General features: G+C 69.9%; 24 protein-coding genes, 1 tRNA gene and 1 pseudogene. 8 read left to right on the top strand and 18 right to left on the bottom strand.

The genetic code is table 11. The features are described from left to right. The first annotated feature begins 77 nt into the window (after positions 1-77). Genes OG395_RS32550 through OG395_RS32540 form a run of 3 tightly spaced genes read left to right on the top strand, consistent with a single transcriptional unit; the run spans position 78 to position 2,177 of the window. Positions 78-686: an ArsR/SmtB family transcription factor gene (locus tag OG395_RS32550; RefSeq protein WP_327246103.1), complete on the top strand. Its 609-nt coding sequence runs from the start codon at positions 78-80 to the stop codon at positions 684-686. A 13-nt stretch (positions 687-699) separates the two neighbouring features. Continuing rightward, positions 700-894 (top strand): hypothetical protein, encoded by a 195-nt coding sequence (locus tag OG395_RS32545; protein WP_266985121.1) that lies wholly within the window; start codon positions 700-702, stop codon positions 892-894. 2 nt (positions 895-896) lie between these two features. Beyond that, entirely contained in the window at positions 897-2,177 is a 1,281-nt protein-coding gene (locus OG395_RS32540) for an MFS transporter (protein WP_327246102.1), read from the top strand. A gap of 41 nt (positions 2,178-2,218) precedes the next feature. Here the strand turns inward: OG395_RS32540 and OG395_RS32535 are convergent, their stop codons facing one another. The 5 genes from OG395_RS32535 to OG395_RS32515 form a co-directional block, all read right to left on the bottom strand. Further along, positions 2,219-3,007 (bottom strand): S16 family serine protease, encoded by a 789-nt coding sequence (locus tag OG395_RS32535; protein ID WP_327246101.1) that lies wholly within the window; start codon positions 3,005-3,007, stop codon positions 2,219-2,221. Between the two features lie 212 nt (positions 3,008-3,219). Then, complete coding sequence (locus OG395_RS32530) at positions 3,220-3,861, bottom strand: IclR family transcriptional regulator (protein ID WP_327246100.1); 642 nt, start codon at positions 3,859-3,861, stop codon at positions 3,220-3,222. A 695-nt stretch (positions 3,862-4,556) separates the two neighbouring features. Further along, entirely contained in the window at positions 4,557-6,338 is a 1,782-nt protein-coding gene (locus OG395_RS32525; protein WP_266985115.1) for a DEAD/DEAH box helicase, read from the bottom strand. Positions 6,339-6,502: 164 nt separating this feature from the next. Then, positions 6,503-6,631 carry a hypothetical protein gene (locus OG395_RS32520; protein WP_327246099.1) on the bottom strand — a complete coding sequence of 43 codons (129 nt, stop codon included), beginning with the start codon at positions 6,629-6,631 and terminating at the stop codon, positions 6,503-6,505. A 137-nt stretch (positions 6,632-6,768) separates the two neighbouring features. Continuing rightward, positions 6,769-8,232: an MFS transporter gene (locus OG395_RS32515; protein WP_327246098.1), complete on the bottom strand. Its 1,464-nt coding sequence runs from the start codon at positions 8,230-8,232 to the stop codon at positions 6,769-6,771. Between the two features lie 191 nt (positions 8,233-8,423). On the opposite strand from OG395_RS32515, the gene OG395_RS32510 reads away from it, so the two are divergent. After that, a tRNA-Cys gene (locus tag OG395_RS32510) sits at positions 8,424-8,495 on the top strand. A gap of 144 nt (positions 8,496-8,639) precedes the next feature. Here the strand turns inward: OG395_RS32510 and OG395_RS32505 are convergent. Genes OG395_RS32505 through OG395_RS32495 form a run of 3 tightly spaced genes read right to left on the bottom strand, consistent with a single transcriptional unit; the run spans position 8,640 to position 11,894 of the window. After that, on the bottom strand, positions 8,640-9,605 hold the full coding sequence (locus tag OG395_RS32505; RefSeq protein WP_327246097.1) for a hypothetical protein: 966 nt from the start codon (positions 9,603-9,605) through the stop codon (positions 8,640-8,642). Then, positions 9,602-11,431: an alpha/beta hydrolase gene (locus tag OG395_RS32500; RefSeq protein ID WP_327246096.1), complete on the bottom strand. Its 1,830-nt coding sequence runs from the start codon at positions 11,429-11,431 to the stop codon at positions 9,602-9,604. Before OG395_RS32500 ends, OG395_RS32505 begins: the two co-directional genes overlap by 4 nt. Before the next feature lie 7 nt (positions 11,432-11,438). Further along, positions 11,439-11,894, bottom strand: a complete 456-nt coding sequence (locus tag OG395_RS32495) for a hypothetical protein (RefSeq protein ID WP_327246095.1) — start codon at positions 11,892-11,894, stop codon at positions 11,439-11,441. 312 nt (positions 11,895-12,206) lie between these two features. On the opposite strand from OG395_RS32495, the gene OG395_RS32490 reads away from it, so the two are divergent. The 3 genes from OG395_RS32490 to OG395_RS32480 are packed head-to-tail and all read left to right on the top strand — an operon-like array spanning position 12,207 to position 13,464. Beyond that, on the top strand, positions 12,207-12,617 hold the full coding sequence (locus OG395_RS32490; RefSeq protein ID WP_327246094.1) for a hypothetical protein: 411 nt from the start codon (positions 12,207-12,209) through the stop codon (positions 12,615-12,617). Between the two features lie 6 nt (positions 12,618-12,623). Beyond that, complete coding sequence (locus tag OG395_RS32485; protein ID WP_327246093.1) at positions 12,624-12,872, top strand: hypothetical protein; 249 nt, start codon at positions 12,624-12,626, stop codon at positions 12,870-12,872. 19 nt (positions 12,873-12,891) lie between these two features. After that, positions 12,892-13,464, top strand: a complete 573-nt coding sequence (locus OG395_RS32480; protein ID WP_327246092.1) for a hypothetical protein — start codon at positions 12,892-12,894, stop codon at positions 13,462-13,464. 13 nt (positions 13,465-13,477) lie between these two features. Here OG395_RS32480 and OG395_RS58470 read toward each other — a convergent pair whose 3' ends face one another. Both OG395_RS58470 and mycP read right to left on the bottom strand, forming a co-directional pair. Further along, the gene (locus OG395_RS58470; RefSeq protein ID WP_442818623.1) at positions 13,478-13,756 is read right to left on the bottom strand and encodes a DUF397 domain-containing protein; all 279 of its coding nucleotides are present in this window, start codon (positions 13,754-13,756) and stop codon (positions 13,478-13,480) included. 79 nt (positions 13,757-13,835) lie between these two features. Then, the gene (mycP, locus tag OG395_RS32470; RefSeq protein ID WP_327246091.1) at positions 13,836-15,221 is read right to left on the bottom strand and encodes a type VII secretion-associated serine protease mycosin; all 1,386 of its coding nucleotides are present in this window, start codon (positions 15,219-15,221) and stop codon (positions 13,836-13,838) included. A gap of 921 nt (positions 15,222-16,142) precedes the next feature. Between mycP and OG395_RS32465 the strand changes: the two genes are divergently transcribed. Further along, positions 16,143-16,469 carry a hypothetical protein gene (locus OG395_RS32465; RefSeq protein WP_327246090.1) on the top strand — a complete coding sequence of 109 codons (327 nt, stop codon included), beginning with the start codon at positions 16,143-16,145 and terminating at the stop codon, positions 16,467-16,469. 314 nt (positions 16,470-16,783) lie between these two features. Here OG395_RS32465 and OG395_RS32460 read toward each other — a convergent pair whose 3' ends face one another. From OG395_RS32460 to OG395_RS32430, 8 genes and pseudogenes are all read right to left on the bottom strand, one after another. Further along, positions 16,784-17,317 carry a hypothetical protein gene (locus OG395_RS32460; RefSeq protein WP_327246089.1) on the bottom strand — a complete coding sequence of 178 codons (534 nt, stop codon included), beginning with the start codon at positions 17,315-17,317 and terminating at the stop codon, positions 16,784-16,786. 116 nt (positions 17,318-17,433) lie between these two features. Further along, complete coding sequence (locus OG395_RS32455) at positions 17,434-19,761, bottom strand: xanthine dehydrogenase family protein molybdopterin-binding subunit (protein ID WP_327246088.1); 2,328 nt, start codon at positions 19,759-19,761, stop codon at positions 17,434-17,436. Further along, positions 19,758-21,200 carry a 2Fe-2S iron-sulfur cluster-binding protein gene (locus OG395_RS32450; protein WP_327246087.1) on the bottom strand — a complete coding sequence of 481 codons (1,443 nt, stop codon included), beginning with the start codon at positions 21,198-21,200 and terminating at the stop codon, positions 19,758-19,760. The genes OG395_RS32455 and OG395_RS32450 overlap by 4 nt, the downstream gene beginning before the upstream one ends. Then, a complete protein-coding gene (locus tag OG395_RS32445) occupies positions 21,197-22,093 on the bottom strand; it encodes an FAD binding domain-containing protein (protein WP_327246086.1) in 897 nt (298 codons plus the stop codon). The genes OG395_RS32450 and OG395_RS32445 overlap by 4 nt, the downstream gene beginning before the upstream one ends. Before the next feature lie 319 nt (positions 22,094-22,412). After that, the gene (locus OG395_RS32440; protein WP_327246085.1) at positions 22,413-24,056 is read right to left on the bottom strand and encodes a beta-N-acetylhexosaminidase; all 1,644 of its coding nucleotides are present in this window, start codon (positions 24,054-24,056) and stop codon (positions 22,413-22,415) included. Between the two features lie 4 nt (positions 24,057-24,060). Then, a pseudogene (locus tag OG395_RS58465) lies at positions 24,061-24,180 on the bottom strand (carbohydrate ABC transporter permease); the annotation flags it as partial. A 412-nt stretch (positions 24,181-24,592) separates the two neighbouring features. Further along, positions 24,593-24,886, bottom strand: coding sequence for a DUF3039 domain-containing protein (locus OG395_RS32435; RefSeq protein ID WP_063756076.1), 294 nt, complete (start codon positions 24,884-24,886; stop codon positions 24,593-24,595). 29 nt (positions 24,887-24,915) lie between these two features. Then, positions 24,916-25,476, bottom strand: a complete 561-nt coding sequence (locus OG395_RS32430) for a YqgE/AlgH family protein (RefSeq protein WP_266985091.1) — start codon at positions 25,474-25,476, stop codon at positions 24,916-24,918. Between the last annotated feature and the right edge of the window lie 180 nt (positions 25,477-25,656).

Here is a 25,656-nt window from a genome sequence, read left to right as displayed (position 1 = left end):
CGACGCCTCCCGGAGTTACAAAGAAAATGTTGCAAAGAAGCGTTGCAAAGGGACCTTTGTAAGTCTACGCTCAAGACATGGCAACGAACGAAGCCGGCGACGAGAAGCCGCTCGATCCGAACATCCACCTGGTCGACGCCCGCACCCTGCGCGCGCTCGCCCACCCGCTCCGGATCCGTCTGCTGGGCACCCTCCGGGAGTTCGGCCCCGCCACCGCGTCGGGGCTCGCGGACCGGCTCGGCGAGTCCAGCGGCGCCACCAGCTACCACCTGCGGCAATTGGCCGCGTACGGCTTCGTCGAGGACGACCCGACGCTCGGCAAGGGACGCGAACGGTGGTGGCGGGCCGTGCACATGGGCATTGCCTTCGGCGGCAGCGCGAACTTCCTCCGCGACCCTGACCCGGAGGTGCGCGGCGCCATGGGAGTCGTCCTGCACGAGATCGCCACCACGCACGCCCAGGAGCTCAACACCTGGCTCGGCACCATGCACGAATGGCCCGATGAGTGGCTGCGCAGCTCGGACCTCAGCAACTTCAAGTTGCGGCTCACCCCGGAGCTCTCACTGGAGCTGGCCGAGAAGATCCACGACCTGATCGACAGCTACCGGGACCGGGTTCCCGAGGGCACCGAGGGCTCGGCCGTCGTCCGCACCCATCTGCACATGTTCCCGCGCCCCACCGACTGAGAGGAATCCCGTCATGCATCCGGACACGCACTTGACGCTGCACCACCTCCGCTCCGCCGAACTGCGGCAGCAGGCCTCCGAGTTCCGCGCCCCGCGGCCGCCGCGCGCGGGTCTGCGTGCGCAACTGGGCTGGACCCTGGTCGAGCTGGGTCTGCGCATCCTGCCGAACGGACGTCCCCGGCACGCCCACGCCCCGCGAACGGCGTAACCATGGACGGGGGGAACCGCAAGCCGCTCGCCGCGCTTCTCGCGGCCAACTGCATATCCACCGCGGGCACTTCGCTCACCCTGATCGGGGTTCCGTGGTTCGTCCTGCAGACCACGGGCAGCGCCGGCCGGGCCGGAGTCGTCGCCTTCTGCGCCACACTGCCGATCATCATCTCCGCGGTCATCGGCGGGCCCGTCATCGACCGGATCGGACGGCGCCGGATCTCCGTCGCCTCCGACACCGTCTGCGCACTCGCCATCGCGACCATTCCGCTGCTCCACTACGCCGGGGCGCTCGAATTCTGGATGCTCTGCGCCCTGATGGCACTGAACGGACTCGTCCACACCCCCGGCAACACCGCGCGCTACGTCCTGCTGCCGGACCTCGCCGAACATGCCGGGACCACGGTCACCCGCGCCGCCAGCCTCTTCGACGCCACCTCGCGCGGCGCCAGGATGACCGGCGCGGCACTGGCCGGGGTGCTGATCGCGCTCGTCGGCGCGGAAACCGTGCTGCTGCTGGACGCGGCGACCTTCGGCGCGTCCGCGCTGCTCATCGCGGCAGGCGTACGAGGGGTACAGGCGGCCGAACCGCGAAAAGCGGTGGCACCGGTCTCACTGCGCACGTACAGCCACGAACTGCGCGAGGGATACGCCTACCTGTTCTCCAACCGGCTGCTGCTGGCCGTCGTGGTGATGGTGCTCTTCATGAACGGCACCGATCAGGGCTGGAACGCCGTACTGCTCCCGGTGCACGCCGAGCGCGAACTGGGCGGCGCACCCCAACTCGGCCTACTCACCGCGTTGTTCGGGGCGGGCGGGCTGACGGGCGCGCTGGTGTACGGGGCGGTGGGACACCGGTTCTCGCGGCGTGCGGTGTTCACGGTGTGCGTGGTGCTGTGCGGTGGACCGAGGTTCGTGGTTGCCGCGCTGACGGACACGACGCTGCCACTCGCGGTGACGATGCTGCTGGGTGGCCTCGCGGGCGGGGTCCTGAACCCGATCCTGACGACGATGACGTACGAACGCGTACCGCAGCAGCTGCGCAGCCGGGTATCCGGGGCGCTCACCGCAGGCTGCGAACTGGCGATGCCGGTGGGCGGGCTGCTGGCGGGGCTTCTGGTGGAGAGCATCGGGGCGGACGGTGCGCTCCTGGCTCTGGGCGCGGTCTACACGCTGGCGACGGTGAGTCCGATGATCTTCCCGGTGTGGCGCACGATGGACGACCGGCCGTCCGCGGAGGAGCGTGCGGAGGCGAAGGCCGACGCCACCCGTTTGGCATGATCCGGACGAGAGGCCCCAGGGCATGTCCGGCTCGCCCTGTGTCAGCAGCTCGGAGCCTTGGCCCCCTTGTCGAGGGCCGTGAGCGAGGACACCGCGCTCTTCAGTGTGGTGACCGGGATCAACTTGAGCCCCTTGGGGAGTTCGGCGCCCGCCGCCTTGCACTCGGCCTTCGGCACGAGGAAGACAGTGGCACCGTCGCGCCGGGCGGCCTGGGTCTTCAGCGATACGCCGCCGACCGCGCCGACCGTCCCGTCCGCCTCGATCGTGCCCGTGCCGGCAACGGTGCGGCCACCGGTGAGATCGCCGCCGGAGCCGTTGCCTTCGAGCTTGTCGACGATGCCGAGAGCGAAGAAGAGACCGGCACTGGGCCCGCCCACATCGGCGAGGTGCAGGGTCACGTCCACCGATCCGGGCGCCTTGCCGAGGTACCGCAGGGCCGCGTCCACGGCGGAGTTCTGCGACTTCTTCATGTCCTCGAGGTTGTGCTTCTCGATCTCCTTCTCGGAGCCGCCGGTCGGGTAGACCGATTCGCGGGGCAGGACCGCCCGGTCGGTCCGGAACCAGCCGTCGATCACGTCGCCCATGCCGACGTCCGCGGTCGGCCCGGTCGCGATGATGGTCGTCATCCGCAGCTGGCCCCTGGTGGGACGGGTCGGCGTGCCTTTGATGCTGATCACGGGCGTGCCGTGGACGTCCCCGAGTACGTTCGCGGTCGTGCCCGGCTGCGCCACGGTGAACGGCAGCGGCGCGAAGGCGGCGACGCCGAAGAGGGCGACGACGGGCAGGGCGCACAGGGCGAGGACGCGGGGGCGCGAGAGACGAGTGAGCACCCGCCCAATCTAACCCGGCCGGGTTCATCCGCCCGGCCGGTCCGGGGAGGGGCCGGCCCGTCCCCCGGCCGGTGGTGTGCAGGCCCGACCGGTTCGTCCTCGGGCTCCGGACGGGTTCGACAGGCCCGCCCGGAGCACGGACCCAGCCCGTCCGAGCACGACCCAGCCCGTCCGGCGGCGGAGGACACAGCGGCCACCGGACGACCCCGGTACTACCGCAACGCGTCCGCGACCTCGCGCGCCGCGTCGACGACTCGCGGTCCGACCCGTTCCGGTACCACGTCCGCCAGCATCACCACGCCCACACTGCCCTCCACGCCCGTGACCCCCATCAGGGCCGCCGCCGCGCCGCTCGCGCCCGCTTCCAGCTCGCCGTGTGTGAGCGTGAACGCGGTCTCGGACACCGGCTTCGCCCGTGCGGCCAGGATCGCCCGGCCCGCGGCGCCCTTGTCGAGCGGATGACGGAAGCCGGCCCGGTAGGCCACGTGATAGTCGGTCCAGGTCGGTTCGACGACGGCAACCGCCAGCGCGTCGCTGCCGTCGACCAGCGTCAGGTGGGCGGTGGCTCCGATGTCCTCGGCCAGGGACCGCAGCGCGGGCAGCGCAGCCTCCCGTACCAACGGATGCACCTGGCGGCCCAGGCGCAGCACGCCGAGTCCCACCCTGGCCCGGCCACCCAGATCACGGCGCACCAGAGCGTGTTGTTCCAGTGTGGCCAGCAGACGGTAGACGACGGTGCGGTTGACGCCGAGTTTGTTGGACAACTCGGTGACGGTCAGCCCGTGGTCGGTGTCGGCGAGCAGCTTGAGGACGCGTAGTCCCCGGTCGAGCGTCTGGGAGGTCTCCGCGGTCACGACGCCCTCTCCTCTTCGGTGAGTGGCGGCACCCTCACGGAGGTTGCGTCGCCGGTCCCAGCGGCGACGCACGGAGAGGCCGCCGGCGGCCAAGGCACCGGCTGCGCTCCGCGGCGGCGCTGCCACGGGGCGTTCACTTTTTGGGGACAGTAGCGAGCCAGTCCGCTCAGCGGAAGACCTCGTCCAGAATCCGGGCGCACGCGAAGGAGCGGCTGTGCCGCAGGAGCATAAGCGCCGGTCAGCGCGGCGCCGGCCGAATCCGGAACATCTACGCGCGTTCAGGTCGGCCGACTTCATTGCGACGCTCCGTGCACAGAAGTGAACCATCGTTAACTCACGGTGAACGAATGTCGCATAATTTTTCCGTCGATCAGGACCTCGCAGGCCCGTAGCGCCTTCGTGGCCGGGTCCCGGACGGTGACGTCGAGGGCGAACACGGTGTCCTGGACGGTGAATGCGGCGGTCGCGGCCCGCGGTCGACGAGGAACCTCCTTGACCCCGATCGCGACGGCGTCCGCGCCGTCGACGGTGAGGTCTGTCAGCCCCGTCGAGCCCGATGACCTCGGTCCTCACCGGATCGGAGGTCTGCGAGCCGTCGGCCCTCAGCCCCACGACGGTGACGGCCGCACGGATGACACCGGCCCGGCACGAGGATCTCTGTCCCCGTACCGGGCCGGCACCTGACACGAGCGGACTCACCTCATCCGGGTGGCCCACTCCTGCACCTTCTTGATCCGCTGCTGGATCTGCCCCGCCGTCGCCTCCGCGCTCGGCGGCCCTCCGCAGACCCGCCGCAGCTCGGTGTGGATCACCCCGTGCGGCTTGCCGCTCTGGTGGGTGTACGCCGACACCATCGTGTTGAGCTGCTTGCGCAGCCCCAACAGCTGCTTGTGCGTGACCACCGGCCGGGCCTCCGCCGGCTTCTCCAGCAGATCGGCCTCCCCAGCCGGCTTCTGCCTGCTGTGCGCGATCTGCCGGGTCTGCCGCTTCTGCAGCAGCAACTGCACCTGGTCGGGTTCGAGCAGCCCGGGAATCCCCAGGTAGTCCTGCTCCTCCTCACTGCCCGGGTGCGCCTGCATGCCGAACTCGGCGCCGTCGTACAGCACCCGGTCGAAGACCGCGTCCGACTCCAGCGCCTCGAACGGCAACTGGTCCTCGGTCTCCTCGTCCTCCAGGCGTTCCGCGTCGGCGAGGAGCTTGTCCTCCTCGGAGAACGGGTTCTCCTCGTCGCTGCCCTTCTTGGGCTTGTCGAGGACGTGGTCCCGCTCGACCTCCATCTCGTTCGCGAAGTCGAGGAGCATCGGAATGGTCGGTACGAAGACGGAAGCGGTCTCGCCGCGCCGGCGCGACCGCACGAAGCGTCCGACGGCCTGGGCGAAGAAGAGCGGGGTCGAGATGGTGGTGGCGTACACACCGACCGCGAGACGCGGCACGTCGACGCCCTCCGACACCATCCGGACCGCGACCATCCACCGCGAGTCGTCCTCGCTGAACTTGTCGATCTTCTTCGATGCGGCCTTCTCGTCGGAGAGGACCACGGTCGCCTTCTCCCCGGTGACCTTCTTGAGGATCTTGGCGTACTCGCGCGCGGACTCCTGGTCGGTGGCGATCACGAGCCCGCCCGCGTCCGGGATGCCCTTGCGCACTTCGGTCAGCCGCTTGTCGGCGGCCGCGAGGACGTTCGGGATCCAGTCTCCGGTGGGCGACAGCGCGGTCCGCCAGGCCTGCCCGATGGCGTCCTTGGTCATCGGCTCGCCGAGCCGGGCGGCGATCTCGTCTCCGGCCTTGGTGCGCCAGCGCATGTTGCCGCTGTAGCTGAGGAAGATCACGGGGCGGACGACGCCGTCGGCGAGCGCGTTCCCGTAGCCGTAGGTGTAGTCGGCCGAGGAACGCCGGATCCCGTCGTTCCCCTCCTCGTACACGACGAACGGGATCGGGTTGGTGTCGGACCGGAACGGCGTACCGGTCAGCGCGAGCCGCCGGGTCGCCGGGTCGAACGCCTCCTGGCACGCCTCGCCCCAGGACTTCGAGTCACCGGCGTGGTGGATCTCGTCCAGGATCACGAGAGTCTTGCGCTGCTCGCACCGGTTGCGGTGCAGCATCGGGCGGACACCGACACCGGCGTACGTGACCGCGACCCCGTGGTACTCCTTGCTCACGGGTCCGGCGCTGTACTCGGGGTCGAGCTTGATCCCTATCCGGGCGGCCGCCTCCGCCCACTGCTTCTTCAGGTGCTCGGTCGGCGCGACGACGGTGATCTGCTGCACGACGTGGTGGTGCAGCAGCCATGACGCGAGGGTCAGCGCGAAGGTGGTCTTCCCTGCGCCGGGCGTGGCGACCGCGAGGAAGTCACGCGGCTGCTCCTGGATGTACTTCTCCATGGCGCCCTGCTGCCAGGCTCGCAGCTTGCCGGCCGTGCCCCAGGGGGCGCGGCCGGGATAGGCGGGTGAGAGGTGGTGGGAGGCGGTAGTAGTCACGGTCTCCGGTTCGGGGCTCTCGGGTACGTGGGGTGCTGCCCGTACGGGCCGGGAGGGGCTCGTACGCGATACGACAACCGGGCCACCTTACCGGGGGCCCGGCCGGAACCCCGTACGAACGAGCCGGGGTTCGTCCCCGTTGAGACCCTCTTCACAGCGTGTGGCTACGCGGCGAACCGGGGCAGTTTCGCGGCGATGCCGGGCATGCCGAGGGCGCGCCGGCACACGTCCGGCACGAACGTCTCGGCCTCGTCGGCATCGAGGGCGGCGGTGACAAGCGCATCGTCCGGCACACGACCTGGGCGTTTCTGCACCCGACCACCGGCGCGTGGTTGCGTGCCAGGGACTCGATCGGCGCCGCGGCCTTCTGCCGGACGTCCGGCAGAAGCGTCCTGGCCGAAAACGCCGGCACGCGTGGTACGACGCGGTACTACGCCTTTTCCCGCACCCGGCCGGCTACCCACGCCCCCACCAGCGCCACCCCCGCCATCGGCAGGAACACCACCGCGAATGCCCCCGGATGCGCCCCCGAAGCACCCGCCTCCACCGAGTCGTGCACCGCCCCCAAGGCGCCGCCGCCGAGCGCGGCGAACGCCGCACCCCCGGCCGCCAGCAGCAGCACATTCGAGAGCCCGTCGGAGATCTGGAGCGCTGCGGAGTTGGCACCCGCCTCCTCCGGCGGCGACAGCTTCAGCAGCAGCACGCTCGTCGAAGCGATCACCATGCCCATGCCGAAGCACCCGACGGCCCAGGCGACCGCCACCGTCCACACCGGCACCCCCGCGATCAGTACGGACGGCGCGCCCGCGATCGCCGCAACGACGAGCACCATGCCGCCCACCATCAGCCGCTCCCGGTACGGCTCCAGGCGTGGCCGGGCCTGTACGTACGAACCGAGCGCCCAGGTCCCGCCCCCGGCGGCGAGCGACAGCCCGGCCATCGTCGGGGACAACCCGCGCTGCGTCACCAGCATCAGCGGCACGAAGGACTCGGCTGCGATGAACGACCCGGCGGCGATCCCGCGCAGCAGCACCACCGACGGCAGCCCACGCGCCGCCCGCCCGGTGCCGACGGGCAGGAGCCCCCGTACGGCGGGAACGAGCAGAGCGACACCCGCGGCGGCCGGAATCAGCGCAAACCAGTTCCGCTCCTGCCCCGCGTATTGCAACAGACCGGCCCCCACCGAAATGGCGAGCGCCAGACCGATGCGCCGACGGTCGTACTGCTCGACGGGCGCCGACGGATCAGCAGGCCCGGACGCCATGCGCCGGATCGCGGGCAGCGCGAGGGCCAGCGGGAAGACCACCAGAACCGGAATCCCGACGAAGACCCAGCGCCAGCCCAGATGCTCGGTCACGCTGCCGGCGGCGAGCGGCCCGACGACGGACGGGACGACCCAACTCGCGGCGAAAGCGGCCATGATCGCCGGCCGGATCCGCTCCGGATAGGCCCGGCTGACCACCACGTACAACGCCACGATCACCAGCCCGCCGCCGAGCCCCTGCACGGCCCGCCCGGCGATGAACATCCACATGCCGGCCGCCGTCCCCGACAGCAGCAGACCGGCGCCGAAGGCACCGATCCCGGTGGCGAGCGGCGTCAGCGGCCCGCGCCGGTCCGCCCACTGCCCGGAGAGCACCATGGCGAAGAGGCTGGTGGTGAAGTACGCGGAGAACGCGAACGCGTAGAGCGGAATGCCGTGCAGCTCCCGGGCGGCGACCGGCATCGCGGTCCCGACGGCGGTCGCCTCGAAGGCGATCAGGAAGACGACGGAGACGATGCCGATGCTGAGCGCCCGGTAGGTCCGGCCCAGTACCCCTTCGGATTCGGCGACGACGGGAGCGTCCACAGCACGGGGCGAGACATCGGCGTCACGCGGTTCGAGGGCGGTCATGAGCCCAAGAGTAAGGGGCAAGATCCGCTTTCAGCCCTGTCGTGAGGCGGTCGTGCACTCGTCCCTTGGTCGTAGGACCGGACGCCGAGCATGAACGCGGTATGGCAGTCGCATTGCAGCGCGGCCCGCACCCTTGAGCCCACCTCCCGTGGCCCCTACGGTCGACACATCAGCACGAAGCACCAGCACACGGCCGTGTGCCCGAGTGGTTCAGGGGCTCGACTGCAACTCGAGTTACACCGGTTCGAATCCGGTCACGGCCTCGCAGACGAAGCCGCCCGCCCCGGGGAAGTTCCGGGGCGGGCGGCTTTCCCGGGTCCGGGGCGCGGGCCACGGTGCCCCTCGCAGCGAACGAGCCGCGTGGGATCGCACCCGGACCTCGCGCCAGCGGCACGTGGGGCCGGCTGTCATACGTCTGCGGACGCCGGACCGTTGACGGGCGTCGTAACCGCGACGCGCATCGCGCCGGTGGTCGAGGCTGCGACCTGTGCGATCGTGCCCTCTTCGGGGTGACGGGCGACGACGGCGGGGGTGCCCTCACGCGTCGGCACGTGGCGCACGCTCCATCCCGCGCTCCGGAAGTACCCCAGCGCGCGTGCCAGGGCCTGTACCGTCTCGTCCTCCGGCAGCGGCTCGGTCGACCAGGTGTGATGAACCGAGGCCTCGGACTCGTCCTGGACCGCGCTGAGGCCTTCCCCGGGCTGCGTGGGCGCCGACCCGACCCGCAGGGCGTCGTAGATCCGGCTGGAGTGGCCGAGAGCGCGATGCCGAGCGGGATCGTCGGCCTGCGGCTCCTCCAGTGCGGCGGGGTCGGCCGCGGTCGACGCCGAGGACTTCCCCGACGGGAGGAAGCAGGGCGATGTCACCTTGAGAGAGGCGAGGCCCTCGCCCTTGGCACGATCCACGACGCCGGTCACGGCGTCCATCCAGAAGTCGTCGGGCTCCGTGCGCATGTAGACCGCAGGAAAGGGGCCGGACCAGTCGACCTCGCCCGACGAGTTGTACTTGTATCCCTGCTTCAGCCAGGCATCCCGTGTCTGCCGCACGAGGTTCTGGGCCTCGGGCCCCGGAACATCGGTCAGCTTGTAGATGAGGGTGACCTGCAGGCGGTCATCAGGGCCGTGGTCGTCCCTGGCGATGCAGGAGCCGACGGGGGCGTGGCCCATGCGCTCCAGTGTCGGCTTGGGGGACATACCGTCCACCGCCTGGTTGATGATTTCCTCTGCCCGGTCGATCGCCTGCTGCTCATTCATCGTGACCTGCTTCGATGCTCTTCCGCCGGTTTGCTGTCCGTCCTCCTGCGCCCCGCACGCGGTCACCATGGCCGTCATGACCAGCAGTGCGGCAGCCGGGATCATTCTGCGCAGATTCACGGCCGTCCTCCGGTGACAATCTTTGCCAGGCTACCGAGGGGCCTTTCGTCCCAGTACTGGGAGTGGGCGGGCATCATGTCGCCTCCTGAGCCCGGCAGCTTCCCGGCGGGGACGTCGAAGACCACGCCGCCGAAGTCGTCGGAGACCGGGTCGGTTCCGTGGACGATCGAGTGGTCGTCGAAAAGCTCCATGTACGCCTTCGGGTTGAGGGGAGCCAGGGGGCCTGCCGGGGGCGGGGCAAGGTTGATGAGGTCGTTCTTGGCCGTGGCCGCGAAGACATGGTCCGCCGGGATGTTCAGGTCCTTCGCGTGGTCCACGCCCACGCCCGGACTGCCCACCATGATCGCGTTGTCGACCGGCAGGTCTATGTGGGTGCTCATCGTCTGGCCTGCCACCAGGGACCCATAGCTGTGCCCCAGGAGCGTCTGGTTCACGTCGCGATGGTTGGCTTCCTCAATGCCCTGCAGGAAGTTGCCCAGCGGCTCCTCTGCCTTGTCGGCCCACTTGGTCTCCGTCGCATCCGTCATGATGCCCTGCGGGGCGTCGTAACCGAGCCACACGATCGATGCCGTCGAGTGGGCGAGATCCTGGCGCTCCGCCTCCGACTGGAGCGCCACAGCCCTGCCGATGTCTCCGTCGATGGACTCCAGCGCGGCGAACGTTCCGGGCACGTACGTCACCACGTTGTCGGCAGTGTCCGGATTTCCGATGGAGACGACGGCGCGCCCCATGTTGTTGCCGTCGAATCCGAGCAGATAGGGGCGATTGCTCTCGCTCGTGTAGCTGTCGAAGCGTTTCTGGATGTCGTCCATGCCCTTGAAGCCGTTCTCGAACTGCTTCTTCTTCTCGTTCCACTCCTTCCACTCCTCGGTCGGGACCATCGCGCCCTTCACCTCGCGACCCGTCACGGGGCTGATGTAGGGCTTGTAGTGCTCCGGTTCCTTCTTGAGCCAGGTGTCGTACTCCACCTGCTTGGCACCGCGCTGTTCCGCGAGCACGATGCGGTTCGCGTCGTCGCGTACGTCGGAGGGAAGGCCGTCGAGCGCTCCGATACTCGCTGGGTGCATGGAGACGTAGGCTGCGCGCTGCTCCTCGGACAGGCCCTTCCACCAGTTGGCGTTGTCCTGGGGCCAATCGTTCTTGGGCGGCGGCTTGATCGTGTCGAGGTAGGCGTCGGCCGCCTGGCGCACGCCCCCCGTGTCCGACGTGACGTCGGTCCAGTCCCGGGACGACACGGTCAGGTCGTCATCGGCCTTGAGGGCCCGTAATTTCGGCGCCCACTTCGCGTCCGTGTCCGTGGCTTCCTTGAGCGCGTCGGCGATCCGGTTCGCGTACCCCATCGCCTTGCCGTAGTTCGGGTTCGGGTGGATGTTCGCCGCCTGGCGCTCCAAGGCATCGGAGGTCGGGCTGCCTCCGGAACTTCCCGCCACCGTGCCGCCATCAGCGACCTTCTCTTCGCCTGGCTTCTGACCCGCCGGATACGTGACCGAGCCGTCCCCGTTCACCGTGCAGCCGTCCGCCTGGGCGTCCTCGATGGCCGCGTCCAGCTTCCGTTTGGCGGCCGCCATGTCGTAGGCGAACCCGTTGAGGGCCGTACTGATCACGCCGCATTCGGTCTGGGTGTAGTGGAAGTTCTTCGCCAGGGCTTGAAGCTGCTTCTGCGACGCCTCCGCTGCCGCGCCCGCCAACGTCTTACGCATGCCTGCGGCGACGGCGTTCTCGATGTAGTCCTTGGCTGCCTGGGCCATGCTGCCCATGGAGCGGTATCCGTCGGCGGCATCCTCGAACTCGGAGGGCTTGAGGGCCTTGAGGGTGGCGTAGTCCATCCCGCCGTCACCGGTCCTTCGCCTGGCCGCCGACGGCGTCCGTGTCCGCGTACTTGAGGTTCAGCTTGTGCATCTCGCCGTCGACCGCCTCATCGGTCGTCAACAGGTCGCGGCCCACCTGCTCCAGGATCTTCTGGAGTGAGCCGCACCGCTCGCTGACGCTTTCGGCGTACTTCTTCCACGAGTCGTACACGTCCTTCTGCGCTGCCGCACTCAGACAACCCGTGATCGCGTCGAGCCCTGCCTGGCCTTCCTCCAGTTTGGTCAGCTCGGTGCCGATGCTCTGGCGAAGGGAGCCCACCCCTTCGCCGGCCGTGGCCCACGCCTTCTTGCTGGACGTCAGGCCGCCTGTTACGGCGCTGGGCCCGGTACCAGGCTCAACCGGAACGTGGTTGAGCCGCATCGCCACGGGCTGCCGATCGGTCATCTCGGCTTTGATCTGTTCCCACTCGTCCCACGCCATGCGTAGCCCTCCCCCGCGGATCACTCCAGCCAAGGACACTACAGCGCACCAGCAACGCACAGCCCATGAGTACCTGTACCTATGCGCAGGGCGAGTTGAAGCCGAGGGGAGCGGTCGGAGGGGGTGTACAGGCCGGGTGTGTGGACTGTTCGTGAGGCTGTGATTGCTGGTACGGGTTGGGGTGCGGAGGCTGGTACGGGTACGCGGGCGGCGCCGCTGCAGCGGCGGTCTTGCGGCGGCGGGAGCGGATGGTCAGGGCGGCGGCCACTGCGCCGATGAGAGCGACTACGCCGATACCCAGGCCGAACCAGGATGGACGAGTACGCCGAGGCGACGAAGAAGGACCAGAACGCCGTTCCCCTCCCCCTGCGCGTGCCTATGGGCGACATGATCGCCGACTACGCCTCCGACGTGCACCAGATCCTCGGCAAGAACATGGACGGGCCCACCGACTTCAACAACCTCGACATCGATCGGGGTGACCTCACCCGGATCATCCGGTCCACGGGCGAGGACCCGAATGCCTTCGGCGTCATCCACAAGGCGCAGAGCACGGTCATCGCCGACGGGCTCGACCGCTTCCCGGCGGACTCGTACCGCAAGGAGGGCCCCGAGCTGCGTGCCTGGATCAAACAGTCCTCGGCGGTGCTGGGTCACCTCGACGGTGTGCGCGGCGGCATCATCTACGACCTCGGCCAGGCACAGAAGGACGCGAACGGCTGAAACAAGATGATGAACTACCACATCATCGGCGCGCCCCTGACTGCCGTCCCCATCGCCGGCGATGCCATCCAGCGCACGGTCGACGTCGGCACGGCCGCGTACATGAACGACCTGAATGCCAAGGTCGATGCCGAGACCCGCAACAATATGATCAACCACTACGACGACGGCGAGCGCCAGATGTACGCCATGTTGCGGAAGATGGCGATGGAGAAGGGGCTCAAGGAGCTGGAGCTGGACGCGACGCCGACATGAAGATGGGCGAGAGGTACTGATGAACAAGAAGAACCTGGTACTGCCCGCAGTGCTCGTGGTCGCGGCGGCCGTCGTCGCCGCGATCCAGCTCTGGCCCAGCCCGCTGAAGGATCTCCGGGCGAAGAACCTCTGCCTGGGGATGCTCACGAAGGAAACAGCGGGCCTGCTCGACGACCACAAGGGCGGCAAGCTGGTCGTGGACGAGGACAAGGGCGAGGACGCCGAAGCGGATCCGGTGTTCTCCACCATCTGCTTCGTCGGTCGCGAGACGAGCAAGGACACGACTCCCCGGACCCAGTACACCCTCGACGCGCGGCCGGCCGACACCCTCAACGAGCCCGCCAAGGACGCTGCCCCGGTCGGCGGCGGACACTCCGGCTGGATCGGACCGCGCCAGAGCGAAGTCCAGCTCCCCGCCTCCTGCGCCAAGCCCATGGGAGCCAGCGCCCCCCATGTCACCGTGACTCTGAAGGTCGCCCAAGGCGTCCTGGTCAAGGAGGACTGGGACACGGCAGCTCTGATCTCCAAGAGCCGCACCATCCTCCTGGAGGGCGTCGGCAACCTCACCGAACAGTACGACTGCACGACATAGATTCCGGCCGGCGTCAGCGGGCGCCGTCGTCGTCCACGGGCAACCGCCCGCGGCGTCTCCTCCCGCGGCGTCTCCTCCCGCAGCACCCGGTCCAGCGACTCGACCGTCCAGCCGGCCCGTGATCGCTCTTGCCCCGCCCGGCCTCCCGCTCGGCAACGGCCCGCGGCTCGGGAGCGAGCACGACGACGTACAGCGGTTGCATCCGCACGAGTGCGACGTACCCGGCCAACTCCTCGCCCTCGTTGCCGCTGTAGCTGGACTTGAACCACGGGAGTTCGGGCCCGGTGGTCACAGTTGCTCGCCTTCGTGTTCCCTGCTTCTCACGCGCGTCCAAGTCCTTAGCGAGTGCTCTGCGTCGCTCGAACACGGGCTCAGCTGGTCGGCCCTTCACCGTACGAATGGCCCCCGTAGGGCGAGTTGGAGCCGCGAGGAGCAGTGGGAGGGGGGCCGAAGGCCGACGGTGCGGGCTGATGCTGAGGCTGGGCTTGCTGGTACGGGTACGGAGGCTGGTACGGGTACGGGGTTGCACCCGTGGCCGCCTTGCGGCGGCGAGAGCGTACGGCCGGGACGGCAACCGCTGCACCGATGAGGGCGGCTGCGCCGATGCCGAGTCCGATCCAGAGACCGGTGTTGCTCTTGTCGTCAGCCGGCGCTACAGCGGCTGACTTGTCGTCGTGCTGCGAACTCCCCCTCGCCTTGGAGGGCTTGGCGGAAGGAGCGGAAGTCTCGGCGGCCGCGAGGTCGGGGAGCGGGTATACGTCGGCGGGGCCGGGGTCGCCGGGAGTCTTCAGGGCGATCCGCGGGCGGACGGCCCCATAACCCACGTAGTCGTTGCGCTCGGCGCCATCGGTTGGGCCACTGGCTGTGTTGAGCATGACCCGCAGGACCTGATTGTTGGTCCAGTCGGGATGTTTGGACCAGATCAGGGCGGCGGAGGCGGAGGCGAGGGCGGTGGCGTCGCTGGTGCCGTGTGAGGTGCAGAGGCGCGTCTTGCTCGAACAGGCGTGGATCATCTCGTCGCCCGGCGCGGAAAGGTCCACCTGAGGGCCGAACTGGGATTCGCCGGTCTTCTTCAGATTCTTGCCGATGGCCCCGACTCCGACGGCTCCGGGCGTCGCCCCCGGATATTTGACGACGTTGCCGGTCTTCGCGTCGTTACCCGTACCGGCGAAGACCAATGAGCCCTTGTCCAGGGCGTACTTCACTGCGTTCGTCAACTGCTGCGAGCCCTCGCTCGCCGCCTGGGAAAGGTTGATGACCTTGGCGCCGCTATCCGCTGCGTATCGGATTGCCGCCGGAACAGCGGTGTTGAACTGCTTGATGTCGGCCTCCAGGTTGGCGGCCTTGTCAGGAATCCGGAGAGGCAGAATCTTCGCTCCGGGAGCGAGACCGAACGCACCGTCCCCGCCGCGGGCTCCACCGGTGCCGGCGATCAGGCCGGCCATGCCCGTGCCGTGGCCGTCATAGTCGGTCTGCTCGTCACCCAATTCGCCCGGAGCGAAGTCCTTGCCCTTGAGCACCTGTCCCTGAAGGTCAGGGTTCGACGCGTCCACCCCTGTATCGATGACCGCGACGACAACGCCCTTGCCAGTGCTGATCTGCCAGATCTCCTCGGCCTTCATGGCAGTCAGGTGCCATTGGTACGACCGGACCGATTCAGCGTGAGCCGACCCGGCCGTCGCAGCCACCAGCAGCATCCCAACGGCCACCGACGCGGCGGTCCTAGTTCGGCCCGTGTGCATGTTGCTGGTAGGCATCTGCGTCCTTCACCGAATACTTTCGATCAGTCGATCACTGGGGGGACAACGCGTCGACGGCCCTGCTGCCAGGTCTCTTCGTCTTCCGTCAGGTAGTCCGGTCGCTCGCCGCCCTCGTCGCGACGGGAGGAGCCCGGACGGGCACCCGCCGCAGCGTTCGTTCCGCGTCCCACCTGTCCGGCCGCATGCGTACCGTCACTCGCACCATTGCCCCGAACCAGACCGGAGCCACCGGGCGTGAAGGGATGGCCGCTCGAACGCCCCGGCTGCTGAGGACGGCCGCCGACGATTCCGCCTGATTCTCCGGCCAGCCGACGGCCGCCGGGAAGCCCGCTCTGGCCACCGCTCGGACCGCCGATGCCCGCACCGTGCCCCATCGGGCCTCGGCCATGCGCACCTTCGCCACCGACCACCGTGCCACGGGGGAGTCCGCCCGTCGGACGCCCGCCGGTCTGGGCAACCGGCCGACCACCGCTGATGCCACTGTCACGGGGCATACGACTTGTCTGACCGGTGCCGAGGCCATTCGGACCAGGCAATGACGGAGGACGGACGCCCGTGCCCCTGTAGCGTCCGGCGCCCTGCTGATTCGGGGTCAACGTCGAATTGCCCCCGAATACGGGCGGCATCACGCTAGGGCCCGGCGGGGAGCTTCCGTCCGGCTTGCCCGTCAGCGGCGGTCCCGTCGGCGCGCCAACGGGCGTAGAGGGCGACTGCGGCAAGGTCGCCAGGCCGTCGATCTCCATATCCACAGGGGTTCCCGAGTGCGCCGACATATGAACCGTCGCACGGTCCACGGCACCTGATGTTCCAAGATCGGACACCTCCGCGGACGAGGCGTGTGTGGGCGCTGCGTATCCCACACCGTCACCAGCCCCTCCCGGCCCGGAACCGGGAGATGCCCAGCCCTCCGAGTCGCTGATGCCACCTTCCCGCTCCGGCACAATCGAATCCGGCGGCGGCGGAAATACCGGCTTCTCCAAGGCCGCCATCTGCGAAGATGAGAACGAGTATGTCTGCGCCAGCCTGCGCATCTGCGCAGCCGCCTCCTGGCGGTCCCTCTCCTTCGCCGACAACAACGCCGCCGCAGACTCCTTGTCCGCCGCTGACGCGCCCGAGTCCTTGCTTACTGTCTGGGCTTCTTCCACGCGGGCCTTGTCACCCGATTCCGTGCGCGGGATCGACGCCTGGGTGGTGGCGATTGCGCCGGAGGCCTCGGTGAGCCATTTCGAAGCGCCCTCGCTGTAGGCGCCCAGGCGCAGCGTCGCGTTGGCCAGGTCTGCACTCCAGGTGCGGAAGGCGTCGGCGCCTGCGCCCTTCCACTCGACCCACTGCGGACGGATCTTCAGGTCCTCCGCGATCTTGCGGATCTCCTCCGATGCGTGGCGCAACTTGTCCGCCGCCCCCTGCACGGCTCCACTGTTCGCCTGGTCAAGCCACTCCAGCATCCGCTCGTGGGACATGTTCTCGAACGACGTACCCGAGCCGCTCCCCGTCTGACCCATACCGTCGCTCTCCCTATCCCCGTCGTTCCTGTACGCCCCAGGTGCACGCCATCGCCGTCACAGGCCACCGATCCCCGCGTGTCCACCGCTGTGCGGCTGCTGCGCCCGCCCATCGGCCACGGCTGGCTGCTTCGCCGAAGCCGTGGTGTCCTGGTGGGCCTCCTGGTGCGCCCGGGCACCGTCTCTGATCGCGAGCATGCGTTCACGGACGTCCAGGTCGACGTGCTCGTAACCCTTGTGCGACGCGAGGACCGCGATACCCATTCCCTCTATGGAGTCCGACAGCAGTCCGGACAGCTGCTCCAGCTCCGTGATCACCGTCTTGTACGTGCGGTGCAGGGCGTCCGCCTCGGCCCACTGGCCCTTCTCGCCGCCGAACTGGGCGCGCGACATCCGGTCCTCGCCGAGCTTCCTGGCATCGGCCGGAGAGCCCTTGAGGTCCTTCAGGAGCTCATCGATCCGGTCGCGGAACTTGGTGAACGACGAGAGCTCGGTGACCAGTTCACCGACAGCGTTCTGCGCGAAGTCGAAAACCGACCCGAACGGCACTCCCGGCGCGTCCGTCGATCCCCCAGGGTCACTCGGCAGCACTGAACTCTCCCCCGTATGCGGCTGATTACAGAGTGGGCACCACTGTAGTCAGCACCACCGACACCGTGCATCCCATCGTTGCACATGCAACTCAGTTCACACCATCGGTTCTGAGCCTAGGAGTTGGTGGCTGCCACCGCTGCCTGGGGCCTGATCGGGAGGCGGTTGATCGGGCGGCCCGTTGCCGCACGGACTGCCGCGGCCACCGCTGCCGGGGACGTGACCACCGGGACCGCCGAGGCCGGCTTGGCGCCGAAGGGGGCCACTACGTCTCGTTCTTCGACAAGTTTGACGATGCGAATATCGGGGGCGTCAAGGGAGGTGGGCAGGGCGTAACCCGTGAGGTCGGGGTGGCGGATCACACCGCGGGTCGTGCGGAGGTTCTCCGACAGGGCCGTGCCGATGCCCTGGGTGATGCCCGCTTCGATCCGGGTCGCCAGTTGGGACGGGTTGAGGATCCGGCCCACGTCCTGGGCCACGGCCATCTCGACCACGCGGATCGACCCGAGTTCGATGTCGACGTCCACAACCGCGCGGATCGCGCAGAAGGCGAGACCGACGAACGCGTCGCCCTGGCCGGACTCGTCGAGCGGCTCGGTCGGGTGGGGGCGGCACTGGGCGGTGGCCCAGAGTTCCTTGCCGTCCATCGCCTCCGTGACCGTCGTGGACAGCACCCCGTCGTAGGAGGTGATCTTGCCGTCCGTGATCTGGAGCAGCTCGGTGGACATGCCGAACTTGTGGGCCAGGGGCTGGAGAAGCTGGGTGCGGACCATCTTGGCGGCGCGTTCCACCGCTCCGGCGGAGACCCAGGTGTGGCGGCCGTGTGTGGACGGGCCCGCCGGGGGCTGGTCGGTGTCGACCGCGGCCACGTGGACCTCTTCGATGCCCAGGGTCTCCTGGACGACCTGGCGGGCCAGGGTGCTGAAGCCCTGGCCGGTTTCGACCGCGGCGCAGATGACCGTGGCGACGCCGTTGTGGACCCTGACCGTGGCAGTGGAGACCTCGTCCGCGCCTTCCGCTCCGAGCATGTGGACCATGCCGAGTGCGTAGCCGACGCCGCGGCGTACGGCACCGGGTTCGCCTGCGCCCTCCGGGCCTCCGGGGAGCAGCCAGTCGTCCTCCGGGGAGTCCTTGGGAAGCGCGGGGAGCGGGAAGTCCCTTACCGAACGCAGGAGTTCGGCCACGGGGGCGGGGCACGTCACTGTCTGGCCGGTCGGGAGGATGTCGCCGGTGGAGAGCGAGTTACGGAGGCGGAGTTCGGCCGGCTCGATGCCGAGTTTGGCGGCCAGCTTGTCCATCTGGCCCTCGTACGCCGCGCAGACCTGCATGGCGCCCTCGCCGCGCACATGGCCGGACGGCGGGTTGTTGGTACGGACCGCCCAGCCCTCGATGAAGGCGTGCGGGACGACGTACGGACCGCAGGCGAACGCGACCGCGGCGGCCAGGGACTCGGACGAGGCGTCGGCGTACGCACCCGCGTCGAGGAGGATCTGCGCCTCGACCTTGACCAGCCTGCCTTCTGCGTCCGCGTGGTGGCGGTAGCGGAGCAGCGTCGGGTGGCGGTGGGCGTGGCCGAGGAAGGACTCCTCGCGGGTGGCGGCCAGTTTGACCGGGCAGCCGGTGCGCAGGGCGAGCAGGCCGAGCGGGAGCTGGAAGCTCGGGTCCTCGCGATCGCCGGTCGCGCCGGGAACGCCGGTGACGACGATCTTCACCCGGTCCGGTTCGAGGCCGAAGCAGGCGGCGGCGAGGTCGCGGTCGGTGTGCGGGTCGGTGGAGGCGGTGTAGATCTCCACACCGCCGTCGGGGCGCGGCACGGCGAGGCCGGCCTCGGCGCCGATCGGGGCGGGGTCCTGGCGGCCGATGCGGTAGAGGCCCTCGACGATGACGTCGCCGGTGATGTCCGGGTCGCCGTAGCACAGCGGGATGTGGCGGATGAGGTTGCCGTCGGGGTGCAGGGGCTCCGCGGCGAACGCCTTTTCCGGGTCGGTGACCGGTTCGAGGACGTCGTACTCGACGACGATCGCCGCTGCGGCGAGGCGGGCTGTGTCGGGGTGGTCGGCGGCGACCGCGGCGATCGGTTCGCCGTGGTGGCGGACCAGTTCGGAGGCGAAGACGGGGCGGTCGACGACCCGGCGTCCGTACGCCCCGTCGCCGGGGACGTCCTCGTGGGTGACGACCGCACGTACGCCGGGCATCTCCGCGGCGCCCGTGGTGTCGATGGACAGGATGCGGGCGTGCGGGTGCGGGGAACGGAGCACGGCCGCCCAGAGCAGTCCCTCGGCCCAGAGGTCGGCCGCGTACGGGAACGTGCCCTCGGTCTTGGCACGGGCGTCGGCGGGCGGCAGAGAGGCGCCGATGCCGAGTACGGGCGGCTCGGCGCCGGGGCCGTCCACCGGCGGAATGGTGAGCGCCGTGTGGGTTGCGGTGGCTGCGTCGTTGCTCACGCCATGCCTCCGTCCTGCAGATGGGGCTGGACACTACCGGCACCGGGCGCCGCCTGGTGCGGGATGCGGGCGTCGGTGGAATGCGCATCCGCGGTGGCGGCGCCGGGCTCCGTGACCGCCTCGGTGCTCGCCTCGCGGCCCGCGATGACGTCGTTCACAGCGTCCAGGACGCCGCGGTAGCCGGAGCAGCGGCAGAGGTTGCCGCTGAGTGCCTGGCGGGTCTCCAGTTCGCTGGGGGCGTGGTTGCCCTGCAGCAGGTCGTGGATGGTCATGGCCATGCCGGGGATGCAGAAGCCGCATTGGACGGCACCGCAGTCGGCCAGGGCGCGCTGCACGTCGGACGGCTCGCCGTCGACGGCCAGGCCCTCGACCGTACGGACCTCGCTGCCCTCCGCGGTGGCCGCGGGGACCAGGCAGGAGGCGACGAGGCGGCCGTCGACCTGGACGTTGCAGGCACCGCACTCGCCCTGCGAGCAGCCGTCCTTGGCTCCGGCGAGGCCGAGTCGCTCGCGGAGCACATAGAGCAGGGACTCGCCGATCCAGGCGTCCGTGACGGGGCGGTCGGCGCCGTTCACATGCAGGACGTAGGAGGCGGACGGGTGCTCGCTGGGTGTGTCGGGGGGCGCGTCGAGGGGGGCGTCGAAGGTGGTGTCGTGAGGGGGGTCGGTGGGGAGGGCCTGCTCGGGAGTGGCGGTGGTGTCGGCCACGGGCTCCGTCAACGGCTCGGCCGTTTCCGGCGCGGTGGCGTCCGGGGCCGGGACCTGCGTGAGGTCCGTGCCCGACGCCGGGGTGTCCGCCGTGCCCTCCGCGGCCGTCCCGGAAACCTCGGGAGCCTCCGGCTGCGTCGCCCACGGCGCGGGCGCGCCACCCGGCAGCGTGGCCGGTGGCGTCCGGTCCGCGTACCACTGGGACGCCAGCGCCGAGGCCGCGAACTCGCCGGACTCCTCCGGCAGGTCGCCATCGGCGACCGGGATCGTCCACTGGCCGGTGTGGCCCGATGTTTCGGCGGCCGTCGCCTCGGCGAAGTTCCACTGGCCGGTCGAGGCCGACGTCTCGCCCTGCTGCGGGTACTGCTCGTGCTGCGGGTACTCCGGAAGCTGTTGGTGCTGCTGGTGCTGCTGTTCGTTCGGGTCCGGCCAGTGCACCGCGCCCGCCGCCTGCTGCTCCGTCTCCTGGTCCTGTGCGCTCTGCGTCCGCACGACCCAGCTGCCCGTCGCCGCCGGGTCGAGCCCGGCCGCGGGGGTCAGCGGCACGATCATCGGCGGTACGTAGCCCTGGCCGGGAGCGGCCAGCGGGATGTTCGCCAGGTCCTCCGGGGGCAGCTGGACGAAGGCGGTCGCCTCGGCGTCGTACTCGCCGCCCTGCGCGGTCGGCTGCCAGCCGCCGTGCTCGTCGGCGGGGCCCTCGTTGTTCCTGTTGTCGGCGTTGCTGTTGCTCACGACAGTGCCCTCCCCAGCGCGCGTCGGGCGAGCGCGGCGACCGTGCGCCGCAGATGCAGTACGGCGGGGGGCAGCGGCGGCGCCTCTCCCCCGTCGTCGAGCGGTGCCTGGTCCGGGATGCAGGCGGCGGCCACGTACTCACCGAAGGCGGCCAGCGCGTCGGGCGCCAGGCCTCGTTCGCCGTCCCAGTCGATCAGCGAGGCGATCCAGCGCTCGGCCTCCAGTGGACGCAACGGCATCGGCGCGATGGCGCCGACCGCGCAACGCACCCCGCGCCGGGCCGGGTCGAGGACGATCGCGACGGAAGCGGTGGCGCGGCCGGGGCCGGTACGGCCGGTCGCCTTGAAGAAGACCTGGGGGGCGTGCAGCAGCGGTACGCGGATGAAGCCGATCAGCTCCGCGGGTTCCAGCATCTCCCGGCCGGCCAGCAGATGCGAGACGGGGATCTCGCGGCGGGCACCGTCGGGACCCGCGATGACGAGCTCCGCCTCCAGGGCGGCGAGCACGGGAAGGGCGTCGCCGGTCGGGGCCGCACTGGCGATGTTGCCGCCGAGCGTCCCGGCGTTACGGATCTGGGGCGGGCCCGCGGCGCGCGCGGACGCGGCCAGGGCGGGGATCAGTGCGGCGAAGTCGGGCCGGCCCATGCGTGCGTGGGTGAGTCCGGCGCCGAGCAGGGCGTGACCGTCCTGGTAGTGCCAGCCGCGGAGCTCGCTGATGCGGCCGAGGCCGACGAGTCCGGAGGGGCGCAGCAGCCCCTTGTTGACGGCCGACATCAGGTCCGTGCCGCCGGCCACGGGAACGGCGGCGGGCATGGCGCCGAGTGCCGCCACGGCCTCGTCGAGCGAGGCGGGCAGAGTCACCGTCTGCGTCGCCTGCGGTGCGTGCGTGGTCAACCCAGCTGCCCCTTCCCGGTGTCCCGGCGTCCCGCTTGTTTCGCCGTACGGTACGTGCTCAAAGCCCGGACGTGGCAACTCTGGCACATCTTCCGATCGGACCGACGCGAGGGTCCGCGAAGGGCGCATCCGCCCCTGACCTGGGGGATGCTCCGCTTTCGCGCCCCTTATGCACAGAGTGTGAATTGCCACTCTTCGGTAAGCTTTGTACGACTTATTCCCGTCCGAGGAAGCGCGGTTCCGGCAGGGCCGGCGAGAGCGCTTCCGGCCACCACGGTCCCAGGAACCGCGGTGGCCCGGGCCCGGTCCGCGGGCGGGATCACACGTTCGGGGGCGCCCCCTCGATCGGACGTCCGAGGATGCCGGGGCGCTTCTGCCACGGCAACGGGCCGCCCGGCGGGCGGTAATCGACGCCGAGCGCGTCAAGTCGGGCGTAGTGCGCGGTCATCCGGCGCTCGAAGTCGGTGAAGTCCCGGTCGGCGGAGGCGGGCAGTGCCGACCAGGCGACCTCCGCGAACGCCGCGAGCCGCGGAAAGACCTGGTAGTCGACGCGGGACCGGTTCTGCATGACCTCGGTCCACACGTTGGCCTGGGTGCCCAGGATATGGCGGGTCGCCTCGTCGGTCAGGCCCGGCGGTACGGGTTCGAAGCGGTAGACGTCCTCCAGGGTGCGTACGTACCCGATGGGCATCGGCTCGTCGGGGCCGCCGTGCTGACGGTGGTCCAGATAGACCTGCTGCTCCGGGCACATCACGACGTCGTGCCCGGCCTCGGCGGCGGCGATGCCACCCGCGTACCCGCGCCACGACGACACCGCCGCGCCGTCCGCGAGGCCGCCTTCGAGGATCTCGTCCCAGCCGATGAGGCGGCGGCCGCGCGCGGTGAGCCAGCTGTCGAAGTGCCGGATGAACCAGGACTGCAGCTCCTCCTCGTCGGCCAGGCCGAGTTCCTTGATCCGCGCCTGGGCGGCCGGGGACGCCTTCCACTGGTCCTTGGGACATTCGTCGCCGCCGATGTGGATGAACGGCGAGGTGGCGGCCGGGAAGAGATCGAGGATCTCCTCGAAGACGCCCTCGTAGAAGCGGAGGGTGTGGTCGGTGGGGGCGAGCACGTTCGGAGTGACGCCCCAGGTGTCCCAGACGGAGAGGGCGGTGGTGTCGATGACGTCGGTGTTGCCCAGTTCCGGGTAGGCGCTGATGGCGGCCTGCGAGTGGCCCGGGATGTCGATCTCGGGGACGACACGGATATGCCGCTCGGCGGCGTAAGCGACGATCTCGCGGATGTCGTCCTGCGTGTAGTGACCGCCGTACGGGGTCTCGTCCCACAGCTCCGACGCCCGGTGTCCGTGCTTGGTACGGGTGCGCCAGGAACCGATCTCGGTGAGCTTCGGGAAGCGCTTGATCTCCACCCGCCAGCCCTGGTCGTCGGTGAGGTGGAAGTGGAAGACGTTCAGCTTGTGGGCGGCGAGGATGTCGAGGTAGCGCAGGATGTCGTCCTTGGGTAGGAAGTGCCGTGAGACGTCGAGCATCAGGCCGCGCCAGGAGAACCGGGGGCGGTCCTCGACGGTGCAGCCCGGGACGCGCCACTGCCGCTCCGGGTCCATGGGGGCCCGCCGGTAGGCGTCGGGGCCCAGGAGTTGGCGCAGGGTCTGCGTACCCCAATGGACTCCGGCCGCGCCGCCGCCCAACACGGTGACGCCGTCGCCGTCCACGGACAGCCGGTACCCCTCGGGGCCCAGCTCCGCCGCCACCTCGGGATCGGTCCGCAGGCGGATCGCGTTCCCGTTGTCGGCCTTGCCCGGCGCCAGCGGCAGCCCGGTCGCGGCGGCGAGGGTGCCGCACAGATGGCGTGCGATGCGCTCCGTGCCCGGTTGCGCGACGACAACAGTGTCCTGATCAAGAACGAAGCCGACCGTGGAGTTCGTGGCGCGCAGCGGCGCCGGAATCAGACCCTCGATGTCCATGACGTCAGTCCTTAACCGCTCCGCCCGGTTCCGGGACCGGGCGTCGCTGTACGAGTACGAAGAAGACCAGCAAGGGGATGGCCGTCGCCGTCGAGGGTATGCCGCAGTGGATGGACCGGTCCGGGGATCCTGGGTGCTGCGGAGTTCGTCGGGTGGTGGCGGGATGTCGTGCCGCAGATGCGTGCCCCCAACGCAGGCCCGCGGCAAGGTCCGCGCTCTCGAGCCACGGCATGCGGAGCGATCGTCACCCCCCGGTGGATCAGCACGTGGATCAGCACATGGGGTCGCCGGCGGGGCGCGATCCGGGCCGAAGCCACCGAACGCGGCCGGGCGGGCGACGTGAGTGCGCGGCAGGCGCCGCGTCGCCAACTCCCGTCACCGCCTTGACGACACCTCGACCAGGCCCGTCGGCTCACCCGTGCCGCGCGTGGGCGCCGGTACAGCCCGCGTCACACCCCGGGACGACGGCTGCACACAGAACCCCCGGGCGCGCATCAGCGCACTCCGGGGGTTCGGCCGAACGGTCTGCGAACGGGCTACTTCTTGTCCTTGCCGCCCTTGCCCTTGTCCTTGTCGCCACCGGCGCCCATGGACTCGTAGATCTCCTTGCACATGGGACAGACCGGATACTTCTTGGGGTCGCGCCCCGGCACCCAGACCTTTCCGCACAGTGCGACCACGGGGGTGCCCTCCAGGGCACTCGCCATGATCTTGTCCTTCTGGACGTAATGGGCGTAGCGCTCGTGGTCGCCGTCGCCGCTCGACACCTGCGGCGTCGGCTCTACGAGGGTCCCCGTACCTGCCCCGCGCTCGGGCTCAAGAGTGCTCATAACAGCCAGGGTACTGAAAGCCCCGCGGTTCAGTTGAGCGAAGGGTCGTCCGGGTAGGTGGCGATCATGGCGAGTTCGCTGCGCTGACGGCGCAGGACCGCCCGCCACAGATGTTCCGGACGTGGCGAGGAGACGTCTCCGGGTTCCGACTCCACCACGTACCAGGCGCCCTCGGTCAGCTCCGTCTCCAGCTGCCCGGGGCCCCAGCCCGCGTACCCCGCGAAGATCCGCAGCGAGCCGAGAGCCGCGGCCAGCAGTTCGGGTGGCGCCTCCAGGTCCACCAGGCCGATCGCCCCGTACACCCTGCGCCAGCCGAGCGGCCCCTCGTCGCCGGGGATCACGGCGACGCCGAGCGCCGAGTCGAGGGAGACCGGACCGCCCTGGAAGACGACGTCCGGTTCGCCGGTCAGGCCGGCCCAGGACTCGAGGATGTCACCGACGCCGACCGGGGTGGGGCGGTTCAGGACGACGCCGAGTGAGCCCTCCTCGTCGTGGTCGAGGAGCAGCACCACCGCGCGGTCGAAATTCGGGTCCGCGAGGGCGGGTGTGGCCACGAGCAGTCGCCCTGTGAGCGAGGACACCTCGGTCATGGCAGAAATGATCCCGCATCTTCGCCCTCCATGGGGACCAAGTGACGCGCCGGGCCGACGAGCGAGCCCGAGCGCAGCTCAGGGCGCACGGGTGCGTGGGGAGCGAACGGCCCGGGAGGCGCGTAGGCACGGTGACCCTCCGCGAGGCATGGCGAGCAGAGCGTGTTGTGGCTGATTCAT

It is taken from the genome of Streptomyces sp. NBC_01320, from assembly GCF_035974375.1.
Taxonomy (GTDB): domain Bacteria; phylum Actinomycetota; class Actinomycetes; order Streptomycetales; family Streptomycetaceae; genus Streptomyces; species Streptomyces yanii.
Note: the sequence above shows the minus strand (reverse complement) of the source record. Positions and strands in the feature narration are given on the sequence as shown.

What these genes read in the sequence shown, in the direction of transcription:
- OG395_RS32495 (WP_327246095.1), bottom strand. Translation starts at nt 11,894, where the DNA reads ATGGCGTGGGACGAGTGGGAACAGATCAAAGCCGAGATGACCGATCGG.
- OG395_RS32500 (WP_327246096.1), bottom strand. Translation starts at nt 11,431, where the DNA reads ATGGACTACGCCACCCTCAAGGCCCTCAAGCCCTCCGAGTTCGAGGAT.
- OG395_RS32490 (WP_327246094.1), top strand. Translation starts at nt 12,207, where the DNA reads ATGGACGAGTACGCCGAGGCGACGAAGAAGGACCAGAACGCCGTTCCC.
- mycP (WP_327246091.1), bottom strand. Translation starts at nt 15,221, where the DNA reads ATGCCTACCAGCAACATGCACACGGGCCGAACTAGGACCGCCGCGTCG.
- OG395_RS32435 (WP_063756076.1), bottom strand. Translation starts at nt 24,886, where the DNA reads ATGAGCACTCTTGAGCCCGAGCGCGGGGCAGGTACGGGGACCCTCGTA.
- OG395_RS32480 (WP_327246092.1), top strand. Translation starts at nt 12,892, where the DNA reads ATGAACAAGAAGAACCTGGTACTGCCCGCAGTGCTCGTGGTCGCGGCG.
- OG395_RS32440 (WP_327246085.1), bottom strand. Translation starts at nt 24,056, where the DNA reads ATGGACATCGAGGGTCTGATTCCGGCGCCGCTGCGCGCCACGAACTCC.
- OG395_RS32550 (WP_327246103.1), top strand. Translation starts at nt 78, where the DNA reads ATGGCAACGAACGAAGCCGGCGACGAGAAGCCGCTCGATCCGAACATC.
- OG395_RS32540 (WP_327246102.1), top strand. Translation starts at nt 897, where the DNA reads ATGGACGGGGGGAACCGCAAGCCGCTCGCCGCGCTTCTCGCGGCCAAC.
- OG395_RS32485 (WP_327246093.1), top strand. Translation starts at nt 12,624, where the DNA reads ATGATGAACTACCACATCATCGGCGCGCCCCTGACTGCCGTCCCCATC.
- OG395_RS32545 (WP_266985121.1), top strand. Translation starts at nt 700, where the DNA reads ATGCATCCGGACACGCACTTGACGCTGCACCACCTCCGCTCCGCCGAA.
- OG395_RS32465 (WP_327246090.1), top strand. Translation starts at nt 16,143, where the DNA reads ATGCCACCTTCCCGCTCCGGCACAATCGAATCCGGCGGCGGCGGAAAT.
- OG395_RS32430 (WP_266985091.1), bottom strand. Translation starts at nt 25,476, where the DNA reads ATGACCGAGGTGTCCTCGCTCACAGGGCGACTGCTCGTGGCCACACCC.
- OG395_RS32515 (WP_327246098.1), bottom strand. Translation starts at nt 8,232, where the DNA reads ATGACCGCCCTCGAACCGCGTGACGCCGATGTCTCGCCCCGTGCTGTG.